The organism is Streptomyces sp. Tu6071, from assembly GCF_000213055.1.
GTDB classification, from domain to species: Bacteria; Actinomycetota; Actinomycetes; order Streptomycetales; family Streptomycetaceae; genus Streptomyces; species Streptomyces evansiae.
On the sequence record NZ_CM001165.1, the window covers coordinates 1,490,052 to 1,510,970 of the forward strand.

Here is a 20,919-nt window from a genome sequence, read left to right on the forward strand (position 1 = left end):
GTCCGACCCGGGCCGCTTCTTTCGCTGGCGTCGGCTTCGCCTCCGGGAGCGCCGATGCCGGCGCCGAGCCACCCGACGTGCTCGGCCGCTCGTCCCTCACGACCTGCGCGCGACGGGCGTCTCGGCACCGTCGCGCTCCCTTCGGCTCAGCCGATGGTCAGCAGGCTGTCCACCGCCTCCCGCGCGCTCGCCACGCACGCCGGGATGCCCACGCCGTCGTACGCCGCGCCGCACACCGCGAGGCCCGGGAGCTTCGCGACGTGCTCGCGCACCCGCGCGACGCGGCCCTGGTGACCCACCGGGTACTGCGGCAGGCCGTCGTTCCAGCGCGTCACGACGGAGGCGAGGGGACGCGCGTCCAGGCCCGTGGCGAGGCGCAGGTCGCGGCGCGACAGGCTCACGAGTTCCGCGTCGTCGCGCGCGAGGTCGGCGGTGTCGCCGTGCCGCCCGAGCGAGGTCCGCAGCACGAGCAGGTCGGGGTTCTCCTCGTCCACCCACGCCCACTTCTGGCTGCTGAACGTGGACGCCTTGATCGTGCGCCCGTCGACGGGCGGCACGAGGAAGCCGCTGCTCCCCGCGGGCAGCGCGGCCGTGTCGGCGCGGCGGTACGCGAGCGTGACGAGCGCCATCGACGCGTACTCGACGGCGCGCAGCTCCGCCGCCGCGGCGGGCGACTCCGCGTCGAGCAGGCGCGCGGCGCGCGGCGCGGGCAGCGCGATCACGACCGCGTCCGCTTCGAGGACGCCGCCGTCGGTGAGGACGACGCGCCAGGCGTCGGGCGTGCGGCGCAGCTCCTCGGCCGCCGTCCCCGTCCGGATCTCACCGCCCCGGTCGCGCACGGTGCGGGCCACCGCGAGCGGCAGCGTGCCGAGGCCGCCCTTGAGGCCCTGGAAGACCGGCCCGCCCGGCTGCTTGCCGCCCGCCGCGTGCGCCGCGTTCGCCTGCGCGGCGCGCACCGCGTCGGTCAGGCGCGGGTGCTCCTGAACGGTCTTCCACAGCTGGGGCACGGCGGCGCGCATCGAGATGCGGTACGCGTTGCCCGCGTAGACCCCGCCGAGCAGCGGCTCCACGAGCCGGTCGACGACCTCGCGGCCCAGGCGGCGTGCCACGTACTCGCCGATCGCGACGTCGTCGCCCAGGTCCTCCGGCGGCAGTTCCGCCTCCGCGTCGATCCGCCGCAGCCCCTCGTCCGAGAGCACCCCCGCGAGGCTTGCCGCCTCGGCCGGGACCCCCATGACGTGCCCCTTCGGCATCGGGCGCAGCGCGTCGCGCGTCCACAGCGAGGCGCTCGCCGTGTTCGGCGGCTGGAGCTTGTGGCCGAGCCCGGCCGCGCGCGCGAGGGCGACGGCCTCGGGGCGGCGGGCGAGCATCGACTCGGCGCCGAGATCGACCCGTACGCCCTCGATCTCGCCGGAGCGCAGCTTGCCGCCGAGCCGCGCGGCGGCCTCCACGAGCGTCACGCGGGCACCGGCGTCGACCGCGTGCAGCGCGGCGGCGAGACCGGTGATGCCGCCGCCGAGGACGAGGAGGCGGGGAGCAGGGCCGGGCGCGGGCACGCCGGGGGACGGCGCGGGGGACGGTGAGGAAGTGGCGGAGACGGGGGTGCTGCTGGGGACTTCGCTCATGGGTCCACTTTCTCACCGTACGGACAGCGGGCGGCGGGAGGGTCGGGCTTGCGGGGGCGGGCGCGGGGGGCGCGCGCCGCGCTGCCGCGCTTCCGTCCCGTGTCCCCCTCGTGACCGCTTCGGTATCGCGCGGACCGATCGTCGCGGCGTCCTCCTCCGTCCTGAGGACAGAGCCCCGCACGGGGGCTCGCCGACAAGGGGGAACCATGACGAGGACACGCGGGACCGGCGGGGACGGCGGACGCCACGGGGCGGGCCGCGCGGCGTACGGGTACGGGGCGCGCGGCGCCGGGGGGCGGGCCCGGCTGCTCGCGGTGCTCGCGCTGCCGCTCACCGCTGCGCTCGTGCTGGGCGGCTGCACGGCGGGCGGCGGCGCCGACAGCGCGGGCTCGAACGCCAAGCGGGCCGTGGCGGACGGGGCGAGCGGCGCGCGGCCGGGCGCGGACGGCGCGAAGTCCGGTGGTGGCACCGGCCGGACCACGAAGGCGGACGCCCCCACCCCCAAGGGCCTGCACCTCATCCGTACGGCGACCTTGCGGGTACGGGTCGAGGACGTGGCCGAGGAGGCGGACCGCGCCCGCACGGCCGCCGCCGACGCGGGCGGTTTCGTGAGCGAGGAGACGACGACCGGCGGGGGCGGAGAGCGCGCCCGCTCCCGGCTGACGCTGCGCGTCCCCGTGGACTCCTTCGACGCGGTGCACCGGACGCTCTCCGACGGGCCCGGCAGGCTCCTCGACGACGAGGTGCGCTCGCAGGACGTGTCCTCGCAGGTCGTCGACGTCGACAGCAGGGTCCGGACGATGCGCGCGAGCGTGAACCGGATCAGGGCGCTCATGGACGACGCGACGAAGATCGCCGACGTGACCGCGCTGGAGAGCGAACTGAGCACGCGCGAGGCCGACTTGGAGTCACTGCTGGCCCAGCAGGCGGGTCTGAGGGACCGCACGGCGCTCTCGACGCTCACGCTCACCGTCGAGGGCCCCGAGACCCCGCCCGAGAAGAAGAAGGAGAAGAAGGACGACACGAGCTTCGGCGACGCGCTCGCGGGTGGCTGGCACGCGCTCACCGCGACCGTGCGCGTCATCGGCGTCGTCCTCGGCGCGCTCCTGCCGTTCCTCGCGGTGGCGGCCGTGGTGCTCCTCGTGGCCTGGGCGGTGCGCGGGCGCGTACGGGGACGGTGGGGGCGTACGGGAGGCACGGCGGACACCCCGGAGACGACGAGCACCGCGCAAGGCCCGGACGCCCCGGACCCGGCGGACACCCCCGATGCCGACGGCGTGTCCGAGTCCCCCGCCGCCGACACCCCCGGCCGGGACCCCGAGCCCCCTGCCCGGCCGTGATCACCCCGCGTAGCCTGCCCGCATGAGTGAACGACTGGTCGTCATCGGCGGCGACGCGACGGGAATGGCGGCGGCCTCGCAGGCACGCCGGCTCAAGGGCCCGGACGAGCTGGAGATCATCGCCTTCGAACGCGGGCGGCACACCTCGTACTCGGCCTGCGGCATCCCGTACTGGGTCGGCGGCGACGTCGCGGGCCCGGAGGACCTCGTGGCGCGGACGCCCGAGGAGCACCGGGCCCGCGACATCGACCTGCGCACGGGCACCGAGGTGACCGAACTGGACGTCGAGGGGCGGCGCGTGCGGGCGCGCGAACTGGAGTCGGGCGGCGAGTACTGGACTTCGTACGACAAGCTGGTCATCGCGACCGGCGCGGCGCCCCTGCGTCCGGACCTGCCGGGCATCGACGCCCCCGGCGTGCACGGCGTGCAGACGCTCGACGACGGCGAACGGCTCCTCGCCACGCTGACGCGGGCGCGCGGCAAGCGGGCCGTCGTCGTCGGCGCCGGATACATCGGCGTCGAGATGGCCGAGGCGCTGATCCGGCGCGGCTACGACGTCACCGTCGTCAACCACGCGCCGCAGCCCATGACGACGCTCGACGCGGACATGGGCGCGCTCGTCGACGAGGCGATGCGCGGCATGGGCATCACGATGGTCAACGGAACGGCGGTGACCGCGCTCGGCACGGGGCCCGACGGGCACGTGAACGCGGTGCGCACGGACGAGGCGGAGTACCCGGCCGACGTCGTCGTGCTCGGCCTCGGCGTCCGCCCGCAGACCGACCTCGCGCGCGCGGCGGGCCTCCCGCTCGGGCCGTCCGGCGGGCTGCTCACGGACCTCGCGATGCGGGTGCGCGGGCACGAGGAGATCTACGCGGGCGGCGACTGCGTCGAAGTCCTCGACCTGCTCGCCGGGCGCACCCGGCACATCGCGCTCGGCACGCACGCGAACAAGCACGGCCAGGTCATCGGCTCCAACATCGGCGGCGGCTACGCGACGTTCCCGGGCGTCGTGGGCACGGCGGTGAGCAAGGTGTGCGAGCTGGAGATCGGGCGCACGGGGCTGCGCGAGCGGGACGCGGCGGCTGCCGGGTACCAGTACGTGAGCGTGACGATCGAGTCGACGAGCCGCGCGGGGTACTACCCGGACGCGGCCCCGATGACGGTCAAGATGATCGCGGAACGCGTCACCGGGCGGCTCCTCGGCACGCAGATCGTCGGCCGCGAGGGCGCGGGCAAGCGCGTGGACATCGCGGCGGTCGCACTCACGGCCGGGATGACGGTCGAGCAGATGACAGCACTCGACCTCGGCTACGCGCCGCCGTTCTCGCCGGTCTGGGACCCGGTCCTCGTCGCGGCCCGCAAGGCGGTCAAGGCGGTACGGGCGGCGGGATGACGGCTTGCGTACGGGCGGCGGGGTGACGGCGCCGGTACGGGGGCGGGGCGGCGGTACGGGGGCGGGGGCGGCCCGTACCGCCGCCCGTACCCGTACCGCCCGCGCCGTTCAGCGTCGCGAGCGCTCGTGCACGTCCGCGACGAGGTCCGTCAGGACGCCGGGGTCCGTCGTGGGGAGCACGCCGTGGCCGAGGTTGAAGATGTGACCCTCCAGGTCGCGGGCCGCGTCCAGGACCTCCGTCGTCTTCTCGCGGATCGCGGCCTCGTCGGCGAAGAGCACCGCCGGGTCCAGGTTGCCCTGGAGGGCCTTGCCGGGACCGACGCGGCGGGCCGCCTCGTCGAGCGGGACACGCCAGTCGACGCCCACGACGTCCGCGCCCGCCTCGCCGAGGTCGTGGAGCAGTTCGCCCGTACCCACCCCGAAGTGGATGCGCGGCACGCCGTACCCGGCGACGGCGGCGAAGACCTTCGCGCTCGCGGGGCGGACGTAGCGGCGGTAGTCGGCCGGGGAGAGCGCACCGACCCAGGAGTCGAAGAGCTGCACGGCCGAGGCGCCCGCCTCGATCTGCACCTTGAGGAAGCCGGTGGTGATGTCGGCGAGGCGGTCCAGGAGCTGGGCCCACAGCTCCGGCTGCCCGTACATGAGCGCCTTGGTGCGCTCGTGGTTGCGCGAGGGACCGCCCTCGACGAGGTAACTCGCGAGAGTGAAGGGCGCGCCCGCGAAGCCGATGAGCGGGGTCGCGCCGAGTTCGGCGGTGAGGAGGCCGATCGCCTCGGTCACGTAGGAGACGTCCTCGGGCTGGAGCGGGCGCAGGCGCGCGAGGTCGGCGGCGCCGCGGACCGGGTCCGCGACGACCGGGCCGATGCCCGGCTTGATGTCGAGATCGATGCCGATCGCCTTGAGCGGGACGACGATGTCGCTGAAGTAGACGGCCGCGTCGACCTTGTGGCGCCGGACCGGCTGCATCGTGATCTCGGCGACGAGTTCGGGCCGCGTGCAGGACTCCAGCATCGGGATGCCCTCGCGCGCCTTGAGGTACTCGGGCAGCGACCGCCCGGCCTGGCGCATGAACCACACGGGCGTATAGGGAACGGGTTCGCGCCGGCACGCCTTGAGAAAGACGGAGTCGCGGGGGGTCACGGGCGGCGGCATGTCATTGGCACTCACGGGGATCAGTTTGTCACCTGCCGGCCCCACCCCTTCCCCGCTCCTCCACCATGCAGGAAGCAGGGCACGGGGCGGAGCCCAGAATCTAAGCCCCTCCGGCGTTTGAGGAGCGGGGCCCGGGGCGGAGCCCCGAAGAACGGGCTGAGCCCGAAACGGGGCCCGGGGCGGAGCCCCGCGAGGCGCCCCCCGACTTCGGGCCAAACCTCCCGCCACACGGCGAGCACCCCCCATTCCCCCGCGCGAATGCGCATACGCTTCGCCGCATGGCTGCGGCTCAGGAACCACAATCCGGTGGTACGGACGGAACAGGCGGTACGGGTGGGACTGACTTTCAGGGGGCTCCGGCCGAGTTCGGGGCCGCCGTCGCGGCCTTGCGCGCGGCGCGCCCCCGCCCCGAGATCGAGCTGAGCCCCACGCGGGCCCCGCAGCGCCTCGCACCGTGGGCGTACGCGCTGGAGGCCGCCGTCGCCGACGGCGAGGACGACGATCTCGCGGACGGGCGGCTCGTACTGCTCCACGACCCCGCCGGGCACGAGGCGTGGAAGGGCCGTTTCCGCCTCGTCACGCTCGTCCGCGCCGAGCTGGAGCCGGAACTCGCCGCCGACCCGCTGCTCCCCGAGGTGTGCTGGTCGTGGCTGACCGGCGCCTTCACCGCGCGCGGTCTCGCGTACGGGGAGGCAGGCGGCACGGTGACGCGGGCGAGTTCGCACTACTTCGGTGGCCTGCGCGAGCGCCCCTCCGCCTCGCAGATCGAGATCCGCGCCTCCTGGACCCCGCGCGAGTCGCCGAGCGGCGTGCCCGACACGACGGCGCACCTCGCGGCGTGGTGCGAGCTGCTCTCGCAGATCGCCGGGCTGCCCCCGGCGACGGGGCCGGGCGAGGCCGCGGTGGTCTCGCTGCCGCAGCGCAGGGGACCGCGCTCCTGAGGACGGGCGGGCGGGGCGGTGGCTCCGGCGGCGGGCTCGGCAGTAGGCCTCGGCACACAGTGGCTGACGATTACGGATCGGTTACGGACCGGTAGGGGAAGACATGACGTCGTTCACGAACGGATGACACGCGGGACCTGATTCGTTCGAGTTCTCGTTCCGATCTCTTCGTGATCGAAAACTCGTCCTAATCATCCTGTTTTTTCCTCCCTCGTTCGTGATCATCCCCTAAAGGACTCCAGGCGTGCTGCCGACATTCATTTCGACCTTGTCGGCACGGTTCGCCCGGCTTCTTCCCCGGCCGGGACCGTCCCGCTCCTCTCCCCCACCACAGGAGGCCCGGTGTCCGTTCTTCTTGAGCAGCCCGCAAGCCTGGTCGCCTACCGTCCGAACAAGCCGACCGCGATGGTCGTCGTGGCCGACCCCCGGGTGCGCTCCACGGTCACCCGGCACCTCTGGGCGCTCGGCGTACGCGACGTCATCGAAGCCTCGTCCATCGCCGAGGCCCGTCCCCGCATCGGCAATCCGCGCGACATCTGCGTGGCCGATGTCCACCTGCCCGACGGTTCCGGGCTCACCCTCCTCTCCGAGACCCGCGCCGCGGGCTGGCCCAACGGGCTCGCCCTCTCCGCGGCCGACGACATCGGTGCCGTGCGCAACGCCCTCGCGGGCGGGGTCAAGGGCTACGTCGTCACCGGCACCCGTACCAACGTCGGGCTCCCCGGCCGCCCCGGCGCGGCCCAGCTCGGCGCCGCTTCCCGCACCCACCGTCGCCCCCCGGGTACCCCGAGCCACCCGGGCGGCTACCGCGAGCTGTCGGGTCGCGAGGTCGAGGTGCTCAGACTGGTCGCGGAGGGCCAGTCCAACAAGGCCATCGGCGTCTCGATGGGCCTGTCCGCACTGACCGTCAAGAGCCACCTCGCCCGGATCGCGCGCAAGCTCGGCACCGGCGACCGCGCCGGAATGGTCGCCGTGGCCCTGCGTACCGGCATCATCCACTGAGTACCTGAGTCCTCTCCCCCGTCCCCCAGGGAGGCCACCGGCGGATCATTCCGTCGGTGGCCTCCGGCACGTCCCCGGATACCCTTGACCGGTGACCGATGCCACCGACGCCCAAGACAGCCCAGCAGCCACCGCACCGCAGGTCTCCGGGACGGACCCCGGGCCCGCCGAAGGCGCCGCGCATCCGGCACCGGTCCCCCTCCTCGAACCCCGCGAAGGCATTCCCCCCGTCATCGCGGACCCCGAGAGCCTCGCCACCGCGGTCGCCGCCTTCGCGAGCGGCAGCGGCCCCGTCGCCGTCGACGCCGAACGGGCCTCCGGCTACCGCTACGGCCAGCGCGCCTACCTCGTGCAGCTCCGGCGCGCGGGCGCGGGCACCGCGCTCATCGACCCCGTCGCCTGCCCCGACCTCTCCGGGCTCGGCGCGGCGCTCGCCAACGCCGAGTGGGACCTGCACGCGGCGACGCAGGACCTGCCCTGCCTGCGCGAGATCGGCATGGTCCCGCACTCCCTCTTCGACACCGAGCTGGCCGGGCGGCTCGCGGGCTTCCCGCGCGTCGGGCTCGGCGCGATGGTCGAGAACGTCCTCGGCTACACGCTGGAGAAGGGGCACTCGGCCGTCGACTGGTCGACCCGGCCGCTGCCCGAGCCCTGGCTGCGGTACGCGGCGCTCGACGTCGAACTCCTCGTGGACCTGCGCGACGCGCTGGAGAAGGAGCTGGAGCGGCAGGGCAAGCTGGAGTGGGCGCTGGAGGAGTTCGACGCGATCGCCTCCGCGCCGCCGCCGGCCCCGCGCAAGGACCCCTGGCGCCGCACCTCGGGGATGCACCGGGTGCGCAGGCGCCGTCAGCTCGCGGTCGTACGGGAGCTGTGGACGCTGCGCGACCGCATCGCGCGGCGCCGCGACGTCTCGCCCGGCAAGGTCCTGCCCGATGCCGCGATCGTCGAGGCCGCGCTCGCCGTGCCGGTGAACGTGCACGCGCTCGGCGCGCTCCCCGCCTTCGGGCAGCGCGCGCAGAAGCGGCAGCTCGACCAGTGGCAGGCCGCGATCGACCGGGCCAGGGAGCTGCCCGAGGGCGAGCTTCCGCAGCCGGGTGCCTCGGTCGCCGGGCCCCCGCCGCCCCGCGCCTGGGCGGACCGCGACCCGGAGGCTGCGGCCCGCCTCTCGGCCGCGCGGGCCGGGGTCAATACGCTCGCCGAGCGCCTGCACCTGCCGCAGGAGAACCTGATCACGCCCGACACCGTGCGCCGCGTGTGCTGGGAGCCCCCGGCCTCCCCCGACCCGGACGCGGTCGCGGAGGCGCTGCGGGAGCACGGGGCGAGGCGCTGGCAGATCGAGCACGTGACCCCCGTACTGACCCGAGCCCTCCAGGCCCACGCGGCCTGAGCCCGCGACGCGTCCCCTCCCCCGTTGCGGGCAGGCGTCCCGCAACGGGCGGGACGGGTGGGCGCGGCGGGACCCCGGCGAGCCGTTGCCGCTCCACGAGGCGGCGCCCCGCGCCCCCGTACGCCTGTGACCTACGCCGCTCCGCCCCGCAGGGGTGCACACATTGGTTACCCACGAGTAGCATGGCCGGGAGCGACACGCCCCGCCGTGCCGCGTGGCAGTTCCGTCCCGCACCCTGGAGGAGAGCCAACGTGCCTCGTACCATCCGGGACGTCGTCTTCGTCGACGGCGTCCGCACCCCGTTCGGCAAAGCGGGCCCCAAGGGCATGTACCACGAGACGCGCGCCGACGATCTCGTCGTGAAGGCCATCCGGGAGCTGCTGCGCCGCAACCCGGACCTGGACCCGAAGAAGATCGACGAGGTCGCCATCGCCGCGACGACGCAGATCGGCGACCAGGGCCTGACCCTCGGCCGTACCGCCGGCATCCTCGCCGGACTGCCCCAGTCGGTGCCCGGCTACTCCATCGACCGCATGTGCGCGGGCGCGCTCACGGCCGTCACGACGACCGCCGGGTCGATCGCCTTCGGCGCGTACGACGCGGTGATCGCCGGCGGCGTCGAGCACATGGGCCGCCACCCGATGGGCGAGGGCGTCGACCCGAACCCGCGTTTCGTCTCCGAGAAGCTCGTCGACGAGTCGGCGCTCTTCATGGGCATGACGGCGGAGAACCTGCACGACCGCTTCCCGCACCTGACGAAGGAGCGCGCCGACGAGTACGCCGTGCGCTCGCAGGAGAAGGCGGCGAAGGCGTACGCGAACGGCAGGATCCAGGCCGACCTGGTGCCGATCTCGATCCGCCGCACGTCCCCCGAGGGCGGGGAGACGGGCTGGGGCCTCGCGACGGCCGACGAGCCGATGCGTCCGGGCACGACGATCGAGCAGCTCGCGGGCCTCAAGACCCCCTTCCGCGCGCACGGCCGGGTCACGGCCGGGAACGCGGCCGGTCTCAACGACGGCGCGACCGCGTCGATCATCGCCTCCGAGGACTTCGCGCGCGAGAACGGCCTGCCGGTCAAGATGCGCCTTGTCTCGTACGCCTTCGCGGGTGTCGAGCCGGAGGTCATGGGCTACGGGCCGATCCCCGCGACGGAGAAGGCGCTCGCCAAGGCGGGCCTGAGCATCTCCGACATCGGTCTCTTCGAGATCAACGAGGCGTTCGCCGTCCAGGTCCTCGCCTTCCTCGACCACTACGGCATCGCCGACGACGACCCGCGCGTCAACCAGTACGGCGGCGCGATCGCCTACGGCCACCCGCTCGCGTCCTCCGGCGTCCGGCTGATGACCCAGCTCGCGCGGCAGTTCGAGGAGCAGCCCGAGGTGCGGTACGGCATCACCACGATGTGCGTCGGCTTCGGCATGGGCGCCACCGTGATCTGGGAGAACCCCCACTGGGAGGGCAAGTGAGCACCACCACCGAGCTGCTGCGGGAAGCCGCCGCGCTCTTCCCCGACGAGGTCGTCACGCAGGCGCACGTGCGCCACCTCGACCTCCCCGGCGCGGGCCGCTTCGCGCTCATCACGCTGGACAACGGCCTCGACCACACGAAGCCGACGACCTTCGGCCCCGCCTCGCTCGCCAACCTGAGCGCCGCGATCGACCAGGTCGAGCACGAGGCCGCGAACGGCGAGATCGTCGGCGTCGGCATCACCGGCAAGCCGTTCATCTTCGCGGTCGGCGCCGACCTCAAGGGCGTCGGGCTGCTCGAGCGCCGCGAGGACGCGCTCGCGATCGGCCACGGCGGGCACGAGGTCTTCAAGCGCCTCTCCGGCCTCGCCGTGCCGACGTTCGCGTACTACAACGGCGCGGCGATGGGCGGTGGCGTCGAGGTCGGTCTGCACTGCGCGTACCGCACCGTCTCCGCGGCGCTGCCCGCGTTCTCGCTGCCCGAGGTCTTCCTCGGCCTCGTCCCCGGCTGGGGCGGCTGCACGCTGCTGCCGAACCTGATCGGCGCCGAGAAGGCCGTCAAGGTCGTCATCGAGAACTCGCTCAACCAGAACCGGCAGCTCAAGGGCGTGCAGGTCTTCGAACTCGGCATCGCGGACGCGATCTTCGAGGGCGCGGACTTCCTGGAGCAGTCGCTGCTGTGGACGGCGGCCGTCCTCAAGGGCGAGATCGCCGTCGAGCGTCCCGAGGTGGACCGGGGCGAGGCATGGGACCAGGCCGTCGCGACGGGCCGCTTCCTCGCGGACGGCAAGGTGCACGGCGCCGCCCCGGCCGCCTACCGCGCCCTGGACATCATCGCGGCGGCGAAGGACGGCGACCTCCAGGCCGGTTTCGACGCCGAGGACGAGGCGCTCGCCGACCTCATCATGAGCGGCGAGCTGCGCAGCGGCCTGTACGCCTTCGACCTCGTGCAGCGGCGCGCGAAGCGCCCGGCAGGGGCGCCCGACAAGTCGCTCGCGCGCCCGGTCAACAAAGTCGGCGTCGTCGGCGCCGGGCTCATGGCCTCGCAGCTCGCGCTCCTCTTCGTCCGCCGCCTCGAAGTGCCGGTCGTGCTGACCGACATCGACCAGGCGCGTGTCGACAAGGGCGTCGGCTACGTGCACGCCGAGATCGACAAGCTGCTCGCCAAGGGCCGCGTCAACCAGGACAAGGCGAACCGCCTCAAGGGCCTGGTCAGCGGTGTCCTGGACAAGGCCGAGGGCTTCGCGGACGCGGACTTCGTGATCGAGGCCGTCTTCGAGGAGATCGGCGTCAAGCAGCAGGTCTTCGCCGAGGTCGAGGCGGTCGTGCCCGAGGGCGCGATCCTCGCGACGAACACGTCCTCGCTCTCGGTGAGCGAGATGGCGTCGAAGCTCAAGCACCCCGAGCGAGTCGTCGGCTTCCACTTCTTCAACCCGGTCGCGGTCCTGCCGCTCCTGGAGATCGTGCGCGGCGAGGCCACGGACGACGCCTCGCTCGCGACGGCCTTCGCCGTGGCGAAGAAGCTGAAGAAGAGCGCGGTGCTCGTCAAGGACGCCCCGGCGTTCGTCGTGAACCGCATCCTGACGCGCTTCATGGGCGAGATCCAGAACGTCATCGACGAGGGCACCCCGGTCGCCGTCGCCGAGAAGGCCGTCGAGCCGCTCGGTCTGCCGATGTCGCCGCTCGTGCTCCTGGAGCTGGTCGGCCCGGCGATCGGCCTGCACGTCTCCGAGACGCTGCACGGCGCCTTCCCCGAGCGCTTCACGGTCTCGCCGAACCTCAAGGCGGTCGTCGAGGCGGGCAAGCGCGGCTTCTACGTGTACGACTCCGGCAAGCCGGAGCTGGACCCGGAGGTCGCGGCGCTTCTCCAGCAGGGCGACAAGGCCCTGACGGAGGAGCAGGTGCGGGACCGCGTGCTCGATGCGGTGGCCGAGGAGATCTCGCTCATGCTCGCCGAGGGCGTCGTCGCCGAGCCGCAGGACATCGACCTGTGCCTCATCACGGGCGCGGGCTGGCCCTTCCACCTGGGCGGCATCACCCCGTACCTGGACCGCGCGGGTGTCACCGAGCGCGTCACGGGCAAGCGCTTCCTGGCGCCGGGCGTGGCGTCGGTACCGGCGGCCTGAGCCGGCGGAAGCGGGCAGGACGAGGGCGGGCCGCCCCGGGACATCCGGGGCGGCCCGCCCTCGTCCGTCCCCGCACGCGTCCGCCGGAGCGGCCCGGGGAACCAACAACCGCTCGTCGTACATCTCTTCGATGGGGGTGGCTTATAGTTCTAGGCCACGCGCGGACCGGCGCCCCACTCCAGTCCCCCGCAGCGCACCTGTCGCCACCCCCACAGCGACCTTCGCCGAAGACCCGACTGGAGCAGGATGAGCTACGACGACACGCCGCCGCCCGGCCCCCCGGCCACCCCTCGCGCCGCATCCCGCCGCAAGGACCGCCGGAAGAGCGGGAAGCGCCACGTCGGCCGCTGGATTCTCATCGGTCTCGTGGTCGTCGTGCTCGCCGCAGGCGGGACCGGCTGGTGGTACTACGAGCACCTGAACGGCAATCTCAAGGGCGTGGACCTGAGCAAGCAGCTCGACGAGTCCACGCGCCCGAAGAAGACCGTCGCCGCCGGGAACGCGACCAACCTCCTGGTGCTCGGCTCCGACTCGCGCTCGGGCGACAACGGCAAGCTCGACGCGGGGAACGTGAGCGGGGCCCGCTCGGACACCGCGCTGCTCGTGCACATCCCCGAGGGCCGGCAGAAGGCCGTCGCGGTGAGCATCCCGCGCGACACGCTCGTGGACCGGCCCGAGTGCGAGAAGCACGACGGCGCGACGCTCCCGGCCGCGCACCGCGTCATGTTCAACTCGGTGTACTCGCTCGCGGGGCCCGCCTGCGTCGTCAAGACCGTCGAGAAGATGTCGGACGTACGCGTCGACCACCTCGTCGAGGTGGACTTCGCCGGATTCAAGGGGCTCGTGGACGCGATCGGCGGCGTCACCGTGACGACGGACGAGGACATCCACGACGCCAAGAGCGGCTTCGACCTGCCGAAGGGCACGCACAAGCTCGACGGCACCGACTCGCTCAAGTTCGTCCGCACCCGCTACGGCCACGGCGACGGCAGCGACCTCGGCCGCATCGGTCTCCAGCAGCAGTTCCTGCTGGCCCTGCTGAGCGAGGTGAAGAACCAGGACCTCCTCGGCAGCCCCACCAAGGCCATCAAGATGGCGAACTCCGCGACCAAGGCGCTCACCACGGACGAGGACCTCGCCTCGCTCACGTCCCTCGCCAAGTTCGCCCGGAGCATGCGGGGGATCGACCCGAACACGATGGAGACGATCATGATGCCGGTCGCCTACGACAAGCAGGACGCCAACCGCGTCGTCCCCGCGGAACCACAGGCCGCCCAGCTGTGGAAGGCGATCCGCAACGACGTGGACATCCCGGAGTCGGCGAAGAAGTCGCCGGCGACGGGGGGCTGAGCCACCCTCGGCGTCGCGGAAAGGGCCGGTCCCCTCGGGGCCGGCCCTTCCTCGTGCGGCAAAGGGGCGATCCCGGCGCCCGGCCGCCTCACACCGTCAGTACGGGCCCCATCGCCAGTCCGTTTCCCGGCGCCTGACGGGCCAGCCTCAGCCGCCCGTCCCCGCCGAAGACGCCCACGACGACCCGCCCCGTGCCGTCCACCGCGAGCGCGGGGGCACCAGTACCGGTGAGCCCGGTCGGGGCCCACCAGACCCCGGACTGCTCGTCCTCACAGGGGTACGCGGTGGTCAGCACGCCCCCGGCCGCGTCCCGGTGCGCGAGCACCGTGCAGTCGCGCCCGTCGACCTCGGCGCGGAGCACTGCGGGCTGTCCGTCGTCAGGAGCCCCGCCGATGGGTATGAGCCAGCCGCCCGTCCGGTGCGCCACGATCGTGCCGCGCTCGGGATCGGTCCAGTACCACGTGACCCGGCCCGGCGAGGTCTCCAGTCCGGTGAGACTGCCGGGGCGCACGGAGAGCGGGATGTCGGGGCGGCGGTCGAAGGCCCCGTGCGGCTTCTCCCGCACCCAGTGGTAGGCCGGCTGGCCACCCGCCGCGAAGATCTCCACGGTCCCGGTGGAGGTGGCCACCATGGCGGGCGGGTCGTAGAGCTTCCGGCCCTTGATGTCCTTCCACGCCTCCCACTTCCCGGTCTTGTCCTCCCGGCGCAGGTTCAGGCCCCCGTAGGGGTTGAGCACCACCACGTGCACGAAGCCGCCGTCGTCGACGCCCACCGCCGGTGCGCCGAGACGGCGTTCGGGGTTCTTGGGGTAGGGGGTGCCCGCGGCGCGGAAGGTCCCGAGCGTGCGACCGGTCTGGTACTGGACGGCGTGGACGATGTCCACGGCCTCGCTCCCGTCCTTCTTCTTCTGCACGCGCCGCCCCACCAGATGCGCGTAGCCGTTCGCGCCCTGGGACACGGTGAGATGATCCAGGCCCGCGACCGGGAAGAAGTCGGGTCCCGCCCAGTCGGAACCGCCGGGCCGCTCCTCGGTCCAGCGCAGTACGCCCTCCGCGGTGAAGGCGAAGGCGGTGAGCCTTCCGTCCGTCCCTCGTACGAGCCAGCGGCCCGCTGGTACACGCACGGTGCCCACGGCGGGTGCGGACGCCTTGTCCGGCCGCGCGGGGGCTCCGTCCCTAGGTGCCGTTCTGGCCATCGGCCCACCCTTTCCTTCTCCTGACCGGACCGCCGGCCGCCCCGGACCGTCACGGGACCGGGCAGCGCCCATCATAAAAGCCGACTTGGTCAACGTGTTCGGGCACCCGTCCCCACCACGCGATGATGACCCCATGAACGCACAGCGCACACTCGTCGTGGACGCCGCCAATGTCGTCGGCTCGGTGCCGGACGGCTGGTGGAAGGACCGCAAGGGGGCCGCCGAGCGGCTTCGGGACTCGCTCGCGCGGTTCGGGAGCGAGGGGCTGCCCGGCTGGCCGGCGCCGCTCGACGTGGTGCTCGTCGTCGAGGGCGCCGCGCGGGGCGTGGCGGAGGTCGAGGGCGTACGGGTCGTGGCCGCGCCCGGCAGCGGTGACGACCAGATCGTGGCGGAGGTCGAGCGGGCCCCGGGCCCGGCCCTCGTCATCACGGCCGACCGCGAACTGCGCGCGAGGGTCACGGCCTTGGGCGCCGAGGTGGCGGGCCCCCGCACCGTACGGCCCTGACACCGGCCCCGGGAACCTCCCCCGCCGGATGTCGGGGAGCGGCGACGCCCCTACTCCCCCCGCCGTACGTACACCACCGCCCCGTCCACCCCTCCCTCCCGTACGTATCCCTGCCGCAGCCATGACCGCAGGGTCGGGGTGCGCGAGAGGCGGTAGGGGGCGCCGCGGGCGTCGTCGACGACCAGGGCCGGGGGGCGGGTGGTGAGTTCGCGGCGGAAGGTGGGCCACGCGCCCCGTACCGCCCATTTCTCGCCCACCGCCGTCGTACCCGTGCGCCCGCCGCCGAAGTTGGTGAGAAGGCCCGCGGTCAGGTAGCGGCTCGCGGGCGGGCGGTGGGCGAGCCAGTACGTCTCGGGGTGCATGCCCCAGACGAGCACCGCTTCGCCGGGCGCGGTGCGGCGGGCGATCTCGGCGGCGACGCGGCGGGAGTGCTCGTAGCCGGTACGGGGCGCGAGCAGGCCCCAGGCGAGGAAGAGCGCGCAGCAGCCGGCGCAGACCGCGAGCGCGGTGCGGCGAGCACGGCGGGGTGCCTGGGCGAGGGCGCCCGCGCCGAGGAGCGCGAGCGGCGGTACGAGGTGCAGGAAGTAGTGGCCGAAGAAGCGCAGTCCCAGCGCCGTCGCGAGGGCCGCGCCCGCGAGCCAGAGCCACAGCCAGCCCGTGGCCGGGCCGAGTCCGGTGCGCCGGGCCCGCACCGCCGCGAGGGCGGCGGGGAGCACTCCGGCCACCGCCCCGGCGAGGAGCGCGGTGTTGACGAGGGCGCGGCCCGCGAGCGTCGCGAGGGAGCCGGAGAAGGCGAGGTAGTCGCCCGAGCCCGTGAGGGTCCAGAAGAGGAAGCCGCGCGGGGCCGTGGCGAGGGCCGCGAGGAGGACGGGCAGGGCGGCGGAGCCGAGGAGCAGGCCGAGGGCGCGCGCCCGGTCCCCGGCAGGGGCGCGGTGCGGGACGCACCACAGGAGCGGGAGCAGGACGGCGAGCCCGGTCTGCTTGGCGAGGAAGGCGGCGGCGAGGGCGAGTCCGGCGCCGCACCAGTGGGCGCGGTCGGCGCACCACACCGCCGCCACGGTGGCCGGGAGCATGAAGACCTCGAAGCTCGCCGCCTGGGAGTCGGCCGGGCTGAGCCCGGCGGAGAGGAGGAGGCACAGGATTCCGGCGGCGATTCCGGCGCGGGGGCCCGCGTGGCGGCGGGCGAGCGAGGCGGTGAAGGCGGCCGTGAGGAGCCAGGAGAGGACCGCGAGGAGCCGGGGGCCGAGGAGCGTCGTGTCCCCGGTGAGGGCGAAGGACGCCTGGTAGAGCCAGGGGACGAGCGGCGGCTTGCGGTCCACGACGGTGTCGTAGAGGCTCCCGCCGGCGGCGAGCATGCGGGCCTGGACGGCGAGGTAGCCCTCGTCCGGGTTCCACAGGGGGCGGGTGAAGGAGGGGACCCGGACGAGGAGGGCGAGGGCCGCCAGGGCGGGGAGCAGGCGCCACCAGTAGCGGTCGCGGACGGCGGGCGGCGGGAGCGCGGCGGTGGGGGCGGGGGCCGGGGACGGCGGTGGGGGCGGGGCGAGCATGACGCTCAACCTATCCGCCCCCTTCGCCCTGGTTTACCCCTTGCCGGGTGCGCCGCCGGGGGTGTCGAGCCGGCTGTGGCGGTGCCCGTAGGCCCCGTACAGGATCGTGCCGAGGACCATCCAGATGAGGAAGCGGAGCCAGGTCTCGGCCGGGAGGTTGAGCATGAGCCACAGCGAGGCGAGGACCGAGGCGATCGGCAGCCAGGGCACGAGCGGGGTGCGGAAGGAGCGGTGGAGGTCGGGGCGGGTGCGGCGCAGGATGATGACGCCGAGCGCGACGACGACGAAGGCGAACAGGGTGCCGATGTTGACGAGTTCGGCGAGTTCGTCGATCGAGGTGAACCCGGCGACGACCGCGACGACGCCGCCGAGCAGCGCGGTGGAGCGGTAGGGGGAGCCGAAGCGCGGGTGGACCTTGGAGAAGCCCTTGGGCAGCAGGCCGTCGCGGCTCATGGCGAAGAAGACGCGGGTCTGGCCGAGGAGCAGGATCATGCAGACGGAGGTGAGCCCGACCGCGGCGCCGAAGCTGATGAGCCCGGCCCAGAAGGGGTGCCCGACGGCCTTGAAGGCGTCGGCGAGCGGGGCGTCCACGGTGAGGTCGGTGTACTTCTGCATGCCGGTGACGACGATCGAGACGGCGATGTAGAGGACCGTGCAGATGGCGAGAGAGCCGAGGATGCCGCGCGGGACGTCGCGCTGCGGGTTGCGGGTCTCCTCGGCGGCCGTCGCGACGACGTCGAAGCCGATGAAGGCGAAGAAGACGACCGCGGCGGCCGTGAAGATGCCCATGACGCCGAAGTTCGACGGGGTGAATCCGGCGATGAGCTGGATGAGCGGGGCGGTGAGGCCGCCGCCGCCCCCGGTGGGCTCGGAGGGGGGCACGAAGGGCTTGTAGTTGGCGCCCGTGACGAAGAAGGCGCCGACGATCACGACGATCAGGACGACGGTCACCTTGACGGCGACGATGACGTTCGTGACCCGCGAGGAGAGCTTGGTGCCCGCGACGAGGATGCCGGTGAGGACGAGGACGAGGAGTGCCGCGAGGAGGTCGAAGCCGAAGTGCCCGTCGTGCGTGCCGCTGAGCCACTGCGGGAGGTGGAATCCCGCCGTGTCGAGCAGGGAGCGGATGTAGCCGGACCAGCCGACCGCCACCACCGCCGAGCCGAGCGCGAGTTCGAGGATGAGGTCCCAGCCGATGATCCAGGCGGGGAACTCGCCGAGCGAGGCGTAGGAGAAGGTGTACGCGGAGCCCGCGACCGGGACCGTCGAGGAGAACTCGGCGTAGCACAGCGCGGCGAGCGCGCACACGACCCCGGCGACGGCGAAGGCGATCGCGACCGAGGGGCCCGCGTTCTGCTTGGCGACCTTCCCCGTGAGCACGAAGATCCCGGTGCCGATGACGACCCCGACGCCGAAGACGGTCAGGTCGAGAGCGGAGAGGGATTTCCGGAGCGCGTGCTCCGGGTCCTCGGTGTCCTTGATCGACTGCTCGATGTTCTTCGTGCGGAACAGGGTCCTCGCACGGAAGGGGCTGTGGCTGTTCAACGGGCGACCTCCCACCCTCGGGTGCACGCATGATCGCGAAGGCGATGGGCCACGTGTGCCCGGCCGCGGCGACTTTCACGCGAATGGGCCGCCGATTCCACCCCGAAGAGGGGTTTCGACGGCGGCCCGTACCCGGAGGGAGCAGCGCGCGTTCCCGCGCGCATGTCCGGGGCGCGAGGGAACGCGCGCCCCGGTGCCCGCTCAGTCGCGCGTGCGCTCCACCCGCTCGTCGGCGGTGGCCCGCTCCGTCTCGTAGGCGCCCTGGAGGCCCGCGACGAGCCCTGTGACCTGGCGGGCGATGTCGGGGGCCGTGAGGCCGATCTCGGCGAGCACCTCCTTGCGCGAGGCGTGGTCGAGGAAGCGCGGCGGGATGCCGAAGTCGCGCAGCGGGAGGTCGACGCCCGCGTCGCGCAGCGCCTGCGCGATCGCGGAGCCGACACCGCCGACGCGGCTGTTGTCCTCGACGGTGACGACGATGCGGTGCTTCTCGGCGAGCGGGGCGAGCGCCTCGTCGACCGGCTTGACCCAGCGCGGGTCGACGACGGTCGTGGAGATGCCCTGCTTGTCGAGGAGCTTCGCGGTCTCGAGGCACATCGGGGCGAGCGCGCCCACGGAGACGAGGAGCACGTCGGGGTGCTCGGTGCCCGCCTCGCGCAGCACGTCCATGCCCCCGACGCGGCCCACGGCCGGTACGGCGGGCCCGACGACGCCCTTGGAGTAGCGGACCACGGTCGGCGCGTCGTCGACGGCGACGGCCTCGCGGAGCTGGGCGCGCAGCTGCTCGGCGTCGCGCGGCGCGGAGATCCGCAGGGACGGGACGATCTGGAGCAGCGACATGTCCCACATGCCGTTGTGCGAGGCGCCGTCGTCGCCGGTGACGCCCGCGCGGTCCAGGACGAAGGTCACTCCGCACTTGTGCAGGGCGACGTCCATGAGGACCTGGTCGAAGGCGCGGTTCAGGAAGGTCGCGTACACCGCGAAGACGGGGTGCAGGCCGCCGGTCGCGAGCCCGGCGGCGGAGACCGCCGCGTGCTGCTCGGCGATGCCGACGTCGTAGACGCGCTCGGGGAACGCCTCGGCGAACTTCTTGAGGCCGACCGGCTGGAGCATCGCCGCGGTGATCGCGACGAGGTCCTCGCGCTCGCGGCCGATGCGGACCATCTCGTCGCCGAAGACGGAGGTCCAGCTCGCCGCCGCGGTCTTGACCGGGAGCCCCGTGTCGGGGTGGATCGGGCCGATGCCGTGGAAGCGGTCCGCCTCGTCGTGCTCCGCGTGCTCGTAGCCGCGGCCCTTCTGCGTGATGCAGTGCACGATGACGGGCCCGCCGAAGCGCTTGGCGCGCGTGAGGGCGGACTCCAGGGCCTCCATGTCGTGGCCGTCGATGGGGCCGACGTACTTGAGGCCGAGGTCCTCGAACATGCCCTGCGGGGCGATGAAGTCCTTGAGGCCCTTCTTCGCGCCGTGCAGCGTCTCGTAGAGCGGGCGGCCCACGACGGGGGTGCGCTCCAGCATCTCCCTGCCGCGGGTGAGGAAGCGCTCGTAGCCGTCGGTGGTGCGGAGCGTGGCGAGGTGGTTCGCGAGGCCGCCGATCGTCGGCGCGTACGAGCGCTCGTTGTCGTTGACGACGATGACGAGGGGGCGGTCCTTGGCGGCGGCGATGTTGTTGAGCGCCTCCCAGGCCATGCCGCCGGTGAGCGCCCCGTCGCCGATGACGGCGACGACGTGGTCGTCCTTGCCGAGCACCTGGTTGGCCTTCGCGAGGCCGTCGGCCCAGCCGAGCACCGTGGAGGCGTGGCTGTTCTCGATGACGTCGTGCTCGGACTCGGCGCGCGAGGGGTAGCCGGAGAGACCGCCCTTGGTGCGGAGCTGCGAGAAGTCCTGGCGGCCGGTGAGGAGCTTGTGCACGTACGCCTGGTGGCCGGTGTCGAAGAGGACGCGGTCGCGCGGCGATTCGAAGACGCGGTGCAGGGCGATCGTGAGTTCGACGACCCCGAGGTTGGGGCCGAGGTGGCCGCCGGTCTTGGAAACGGCCTCCACGAGGAAGGTCCTGATCTCCCCGGCCAGCTCGTCGAGCTGCTCAGGGCTGAGCCGGTCCAGATCGCGCGGTCCCGTGATGCGGGTCAGCAGCGGCACCCGTGCCTCCTTGCAGTAGAGCTGTCGAGCCTTGCCGGGTCTGGCGGTCTTGCGAGTCTAATGTTCCGCCTCCGGGCCTCGTCACCGGTTCCGGGCGACCTGTGTCACTTCGTACGCGGTGGCGGGGCCGGTCCATGATCCACCCTGCCGGGGGCGGGGGCCAGCCGGGGGGGGCCGTTCGCCCCGTGGCCCTCCCCCGCGCCACGGGG

The 20,919-nt window shown here is 73.4% G+C and carries 15 protein-coding genes; 9 read left to right on the forward strand and 6 right to left on the reverse strand.

Features of this window, described 5'->3' with window-relative positions; genetic code table 11:
- Positions 1 to 146 precede the first annotated feature (146 nt).
- Complete coding sequence (hemG, locus tag STTU_RS06145) at positions 147 to 1,625, reverse strand: protoporphyrinogen oxidase (RefSeq protein WP_007820851.1); 1,479 nt, start codon at positions 1,623 to 1,625, stop codon at positions 147 to 149.
- A 206-nt stretch (positions 1,626 to 1,831) separates the two neighbouring features.
- Between hemG and STTU_RS06150 the strand changes: the two genes are divergently transcribed.
- Together STTU_RS06150 and STTU_RS06155 are read left to right on the forward strand one after the other, a co-directional pair.
- On the forward strand, positions 1,832 to 2,965 hold the full coding sequence (locus STTU_RS06150; RefSeq protein ID WP_007820852.1) for a DUF4349 domain-containing protein: 1,134 nt from the start codon (positions 1,832 to 1,834) through the stop codon (positions 2,963 to 2,965).
- Between the two features lie 22 nt (positions 2,966 to 2,987).
- A complete protein-coding gene (locus STTU_RS06155) occupies positions 2,988 to 4,361 on the forward strand; it encodes an FAD-dependent oxidoreductase (RefSeq protein WP_007820857.1) in 1,374 nt (457 codons plus the stop codon).
- 108 nt (positions 4,362 to 4,469) lie between these two features.
- Here STTU_RS06155 and hemE read toward each other — a convergent pair whose 3' ends face one another.
- The gene (hemE, locus tag STTU_RS06160; protein ID WP_086020897.1) at positions 4,470 to 5,513 is read right to left on the reverse strand and encodes a uroporphyrinogen decarboxylase; all 1,044 of its coding nucleotides are present in this window, start codon (positions 5,511 to 5,513) and stop codon (positions 4,470 to 4,472) included.
- A gap of 278 nt (positions 5,514 to 5,791) precedes the next feature.
- Here hemE and STTU_RS06165 point away from each other — a divergent pair, with 278 nt between their 5' ends.
- The 6 genes from STTU_RS06165 to STTU_RS06190 all read left to right on the forward strand — a co-directional run bounded on the left by STTU_RS06165 (position 5,792) and on the right by STTU_RS06190 (position 13,785).
- Positions 5,792 to 6,454: a DUF3000 domain-containing protein gene (locus STTU_RS06165; RefSeq protein WP_007820861.1), complete on the forward strand. Its 663-nt coding sequence runs from the start codon at positions 5,792 to 5,794 to the stop codon at positions 6,452 to 6,454.
- Positions 6,455 to 6,796: 342 nt separating this feature from the next.
- Positions 6,797 to 7,456: a helix-turn-helix transcriptional regulator gene (locus tag STTU_RS06170; protein ID WP_007820863.1), complete on the forward strand. Its 660-nt coding sequence runs from the start codon at positions 6,797 to 6,799 to the stop codon at positions 7,454 to 7,456.
- 91 nt (positions 7,457 to 7,547) lie between these two features.
- Positions 7,548 to 8,843, forward strand: coding sequence for an HRDC domain-containing protein (locus tag STTU_RS06175; RefSeq protein ID WP_007820864.1), 1,296 nt, complete (start codon positions 7,548 to 7,550; stop codon positions 8,841 to 8,843).
- 251 nt (positions 8,844 to 9,094) lie between these two features.
- The gene (locus tag STTU_RS06180) at positions 9,095 to 10,309 is read left to right on the forward strand and encodes a thiolase family protein (protein ID WP_007820865.1); all 1,215 of its coding nucleotides are present in this window, start codon (positions 9,095 to 9,097) and stop codon (positions 10,307 to 10,309) included.
- Positions 10,306 to 12,435 (forward strand): 3-hydroxyacyl-CoA dehydrogenase NAD-binding domain-containing protein, encoded by a 2,130-nt coding sequence (locus STTU_RS06185; protein ID WP_043254320.1) that lies wholly within the window; start codon positions 10,306 to 10,308, stop codon positions 12,433 to 12,435. The genes STTU_RS06180 and STTU_RS06185 overlap by 4 nt, the downstream gene beginning before the upstream one ends.
- A 246-nt stretch (positions 12,436 to 12,681) precedes the next feature.
- Positions 12,682 to 13,785: an LCP family protein gene (locus tag STTU_RS06190; RefSeq protein ID WP_007820868.1), complete on the forward strand. Its 1,104-nt coding sequence runs from the start codon at positions 12,682 to 12,684 to the stop codon at positions 13,783 to 13,785.
- Positions 13,786 to 13,873: 88 nt separating this feature from the next.
- Here the strand turns inward: STTU_RS06190 and STTU_RS06195 are convergent, their stop codons facing one another.
- A complete protein-coding gene (locus STTU_RS06195; protein ID WP_234019169.1) occupies positions 13,874 to 14,908 on the reverse strand; it encodes a hypothetical protein in 1,035 nt (344 codons plus the stop codon).
- Between the two features lie 205 nt (positions 14,909 to 15,113).
- On the opposite strand from STTU_RS06195, the gene STTU_RS06200 reads away from it, so the two are divergent.
- Positions 15,114 to 15,485 carry an NTP pyrophosphohydrolase gene (locus STTU_RS06200; protein WP_043254324.1) on the forward strand — a complete coding sequence of 124 codons (372 nt, stop codon included), beginning with the start codon at positions 15,114 to 15,116 and terminating at the stop codon, positions 15,483 to 15,485.
- 50 nt (positions 15,486 to 15,535) lie between these two features.
- On the opposite strand, the gene STTU_RS06205 is transcribed toward STTU_RS06200, so the two are convergent.
- From STTU_RS06205 to dxs, 3 genes are all read right to left on the reverse strand, one after another.
- Complete coding sequence (locus STTU_RS06205; protein WP_007820874.1) at positions 15,536 to 17,032, reverse strand: ArnT family glycosyltransferase; 1,497 nt, start codon at positions 17,030 to 17,032, stop codon at positions 15,536 to 15,538.
- Positions 17,033 to 17,065: 33 nt separating this feature from the next.
- Complete coding sequence (locus tag STTU_RS06210; RefSeq protein ID WP_043254327.1) at positions 17,066 to 18,577, reverse strand: amino acid permease; 1,512 nt, start codon at positions 18,575 to 18,577, stop codon at positions 17,066 to 17,068.
- Between the two features lie 201 nt (positions 18,578 to 18,778).
- Entirely contained in the window at positions 18,779 to 20,710 is a 1,932-nt protein-coding gene (gene dxs / locus STTU_RS06215) for a 1-deoxy-D-xylulose-5-phosphate synthase (RefSeq protein WP_007820877.1), read from the reverse strand.
- Between the last annotated feature and the right edge of the window lie 209 nt (positions 20,711 to 20,919).

Excerpts from the sequence above, each read along its gene's own strand:
- hemG (WP_007820851.1), bottom strand. The coding sequence starts at position 1,625 with ATGAGCGAAGTCCCCAGCAGCACCCCCGTCTCCGCCACTTCCTCACCG.
- STTU_RS06150 (WP_007820852.1), top strand. The coding sequence starts at position 1,832 with ATGACGAGGACACGCGGGACCGGCGGGGACGGCGGACGCCACGGGGCG.
- STTU_RS06155 (WP_007820857.1), top strand. The coding sequence starts at position 2,988 with ATGAGTGAACGACTGGTCGTCATCGGCGGCGACGCGACGGGAATGGCG.
- hemE (WP_086020897.1), bottom strand. The coding sequence starts at position 5,513 with ATGCCGCCGCCCGTGACCCCCCGCGACTCCGTCTTTCTCAAGGCGTGC.
- STTU_RS06165 (WP_007820861.1), top strand. The coding sequence starts at position 5,792 with ATGGCTGCGGCTCAGGAACCACAATCCGGTGGTACGGACGGAACAGGC.
- STTU_RS06190 (WP_007820868.1), top strand. The coding sequence starts at position 12,682 with ATGAGCTACGACGACACGCCGCCGCCCGGCCCCCCGGCCACCCCTCGC.
- STTU_RS06200 (WP_043254324.1), top strand. The coding sequence starts at position 15,114 with ATGAACGCACAGCGCACACTCGTCGTGGACGCCGCCAATGTCGTCGGC.
- STTU_RS06205 (WP_007820874.1), bottom strand. The coding sequence starts at position 17,032 with ATGCTCGCCCCGCCCCCACCGCCGTCCCCGGCCCCCGCCCCCACCGCC.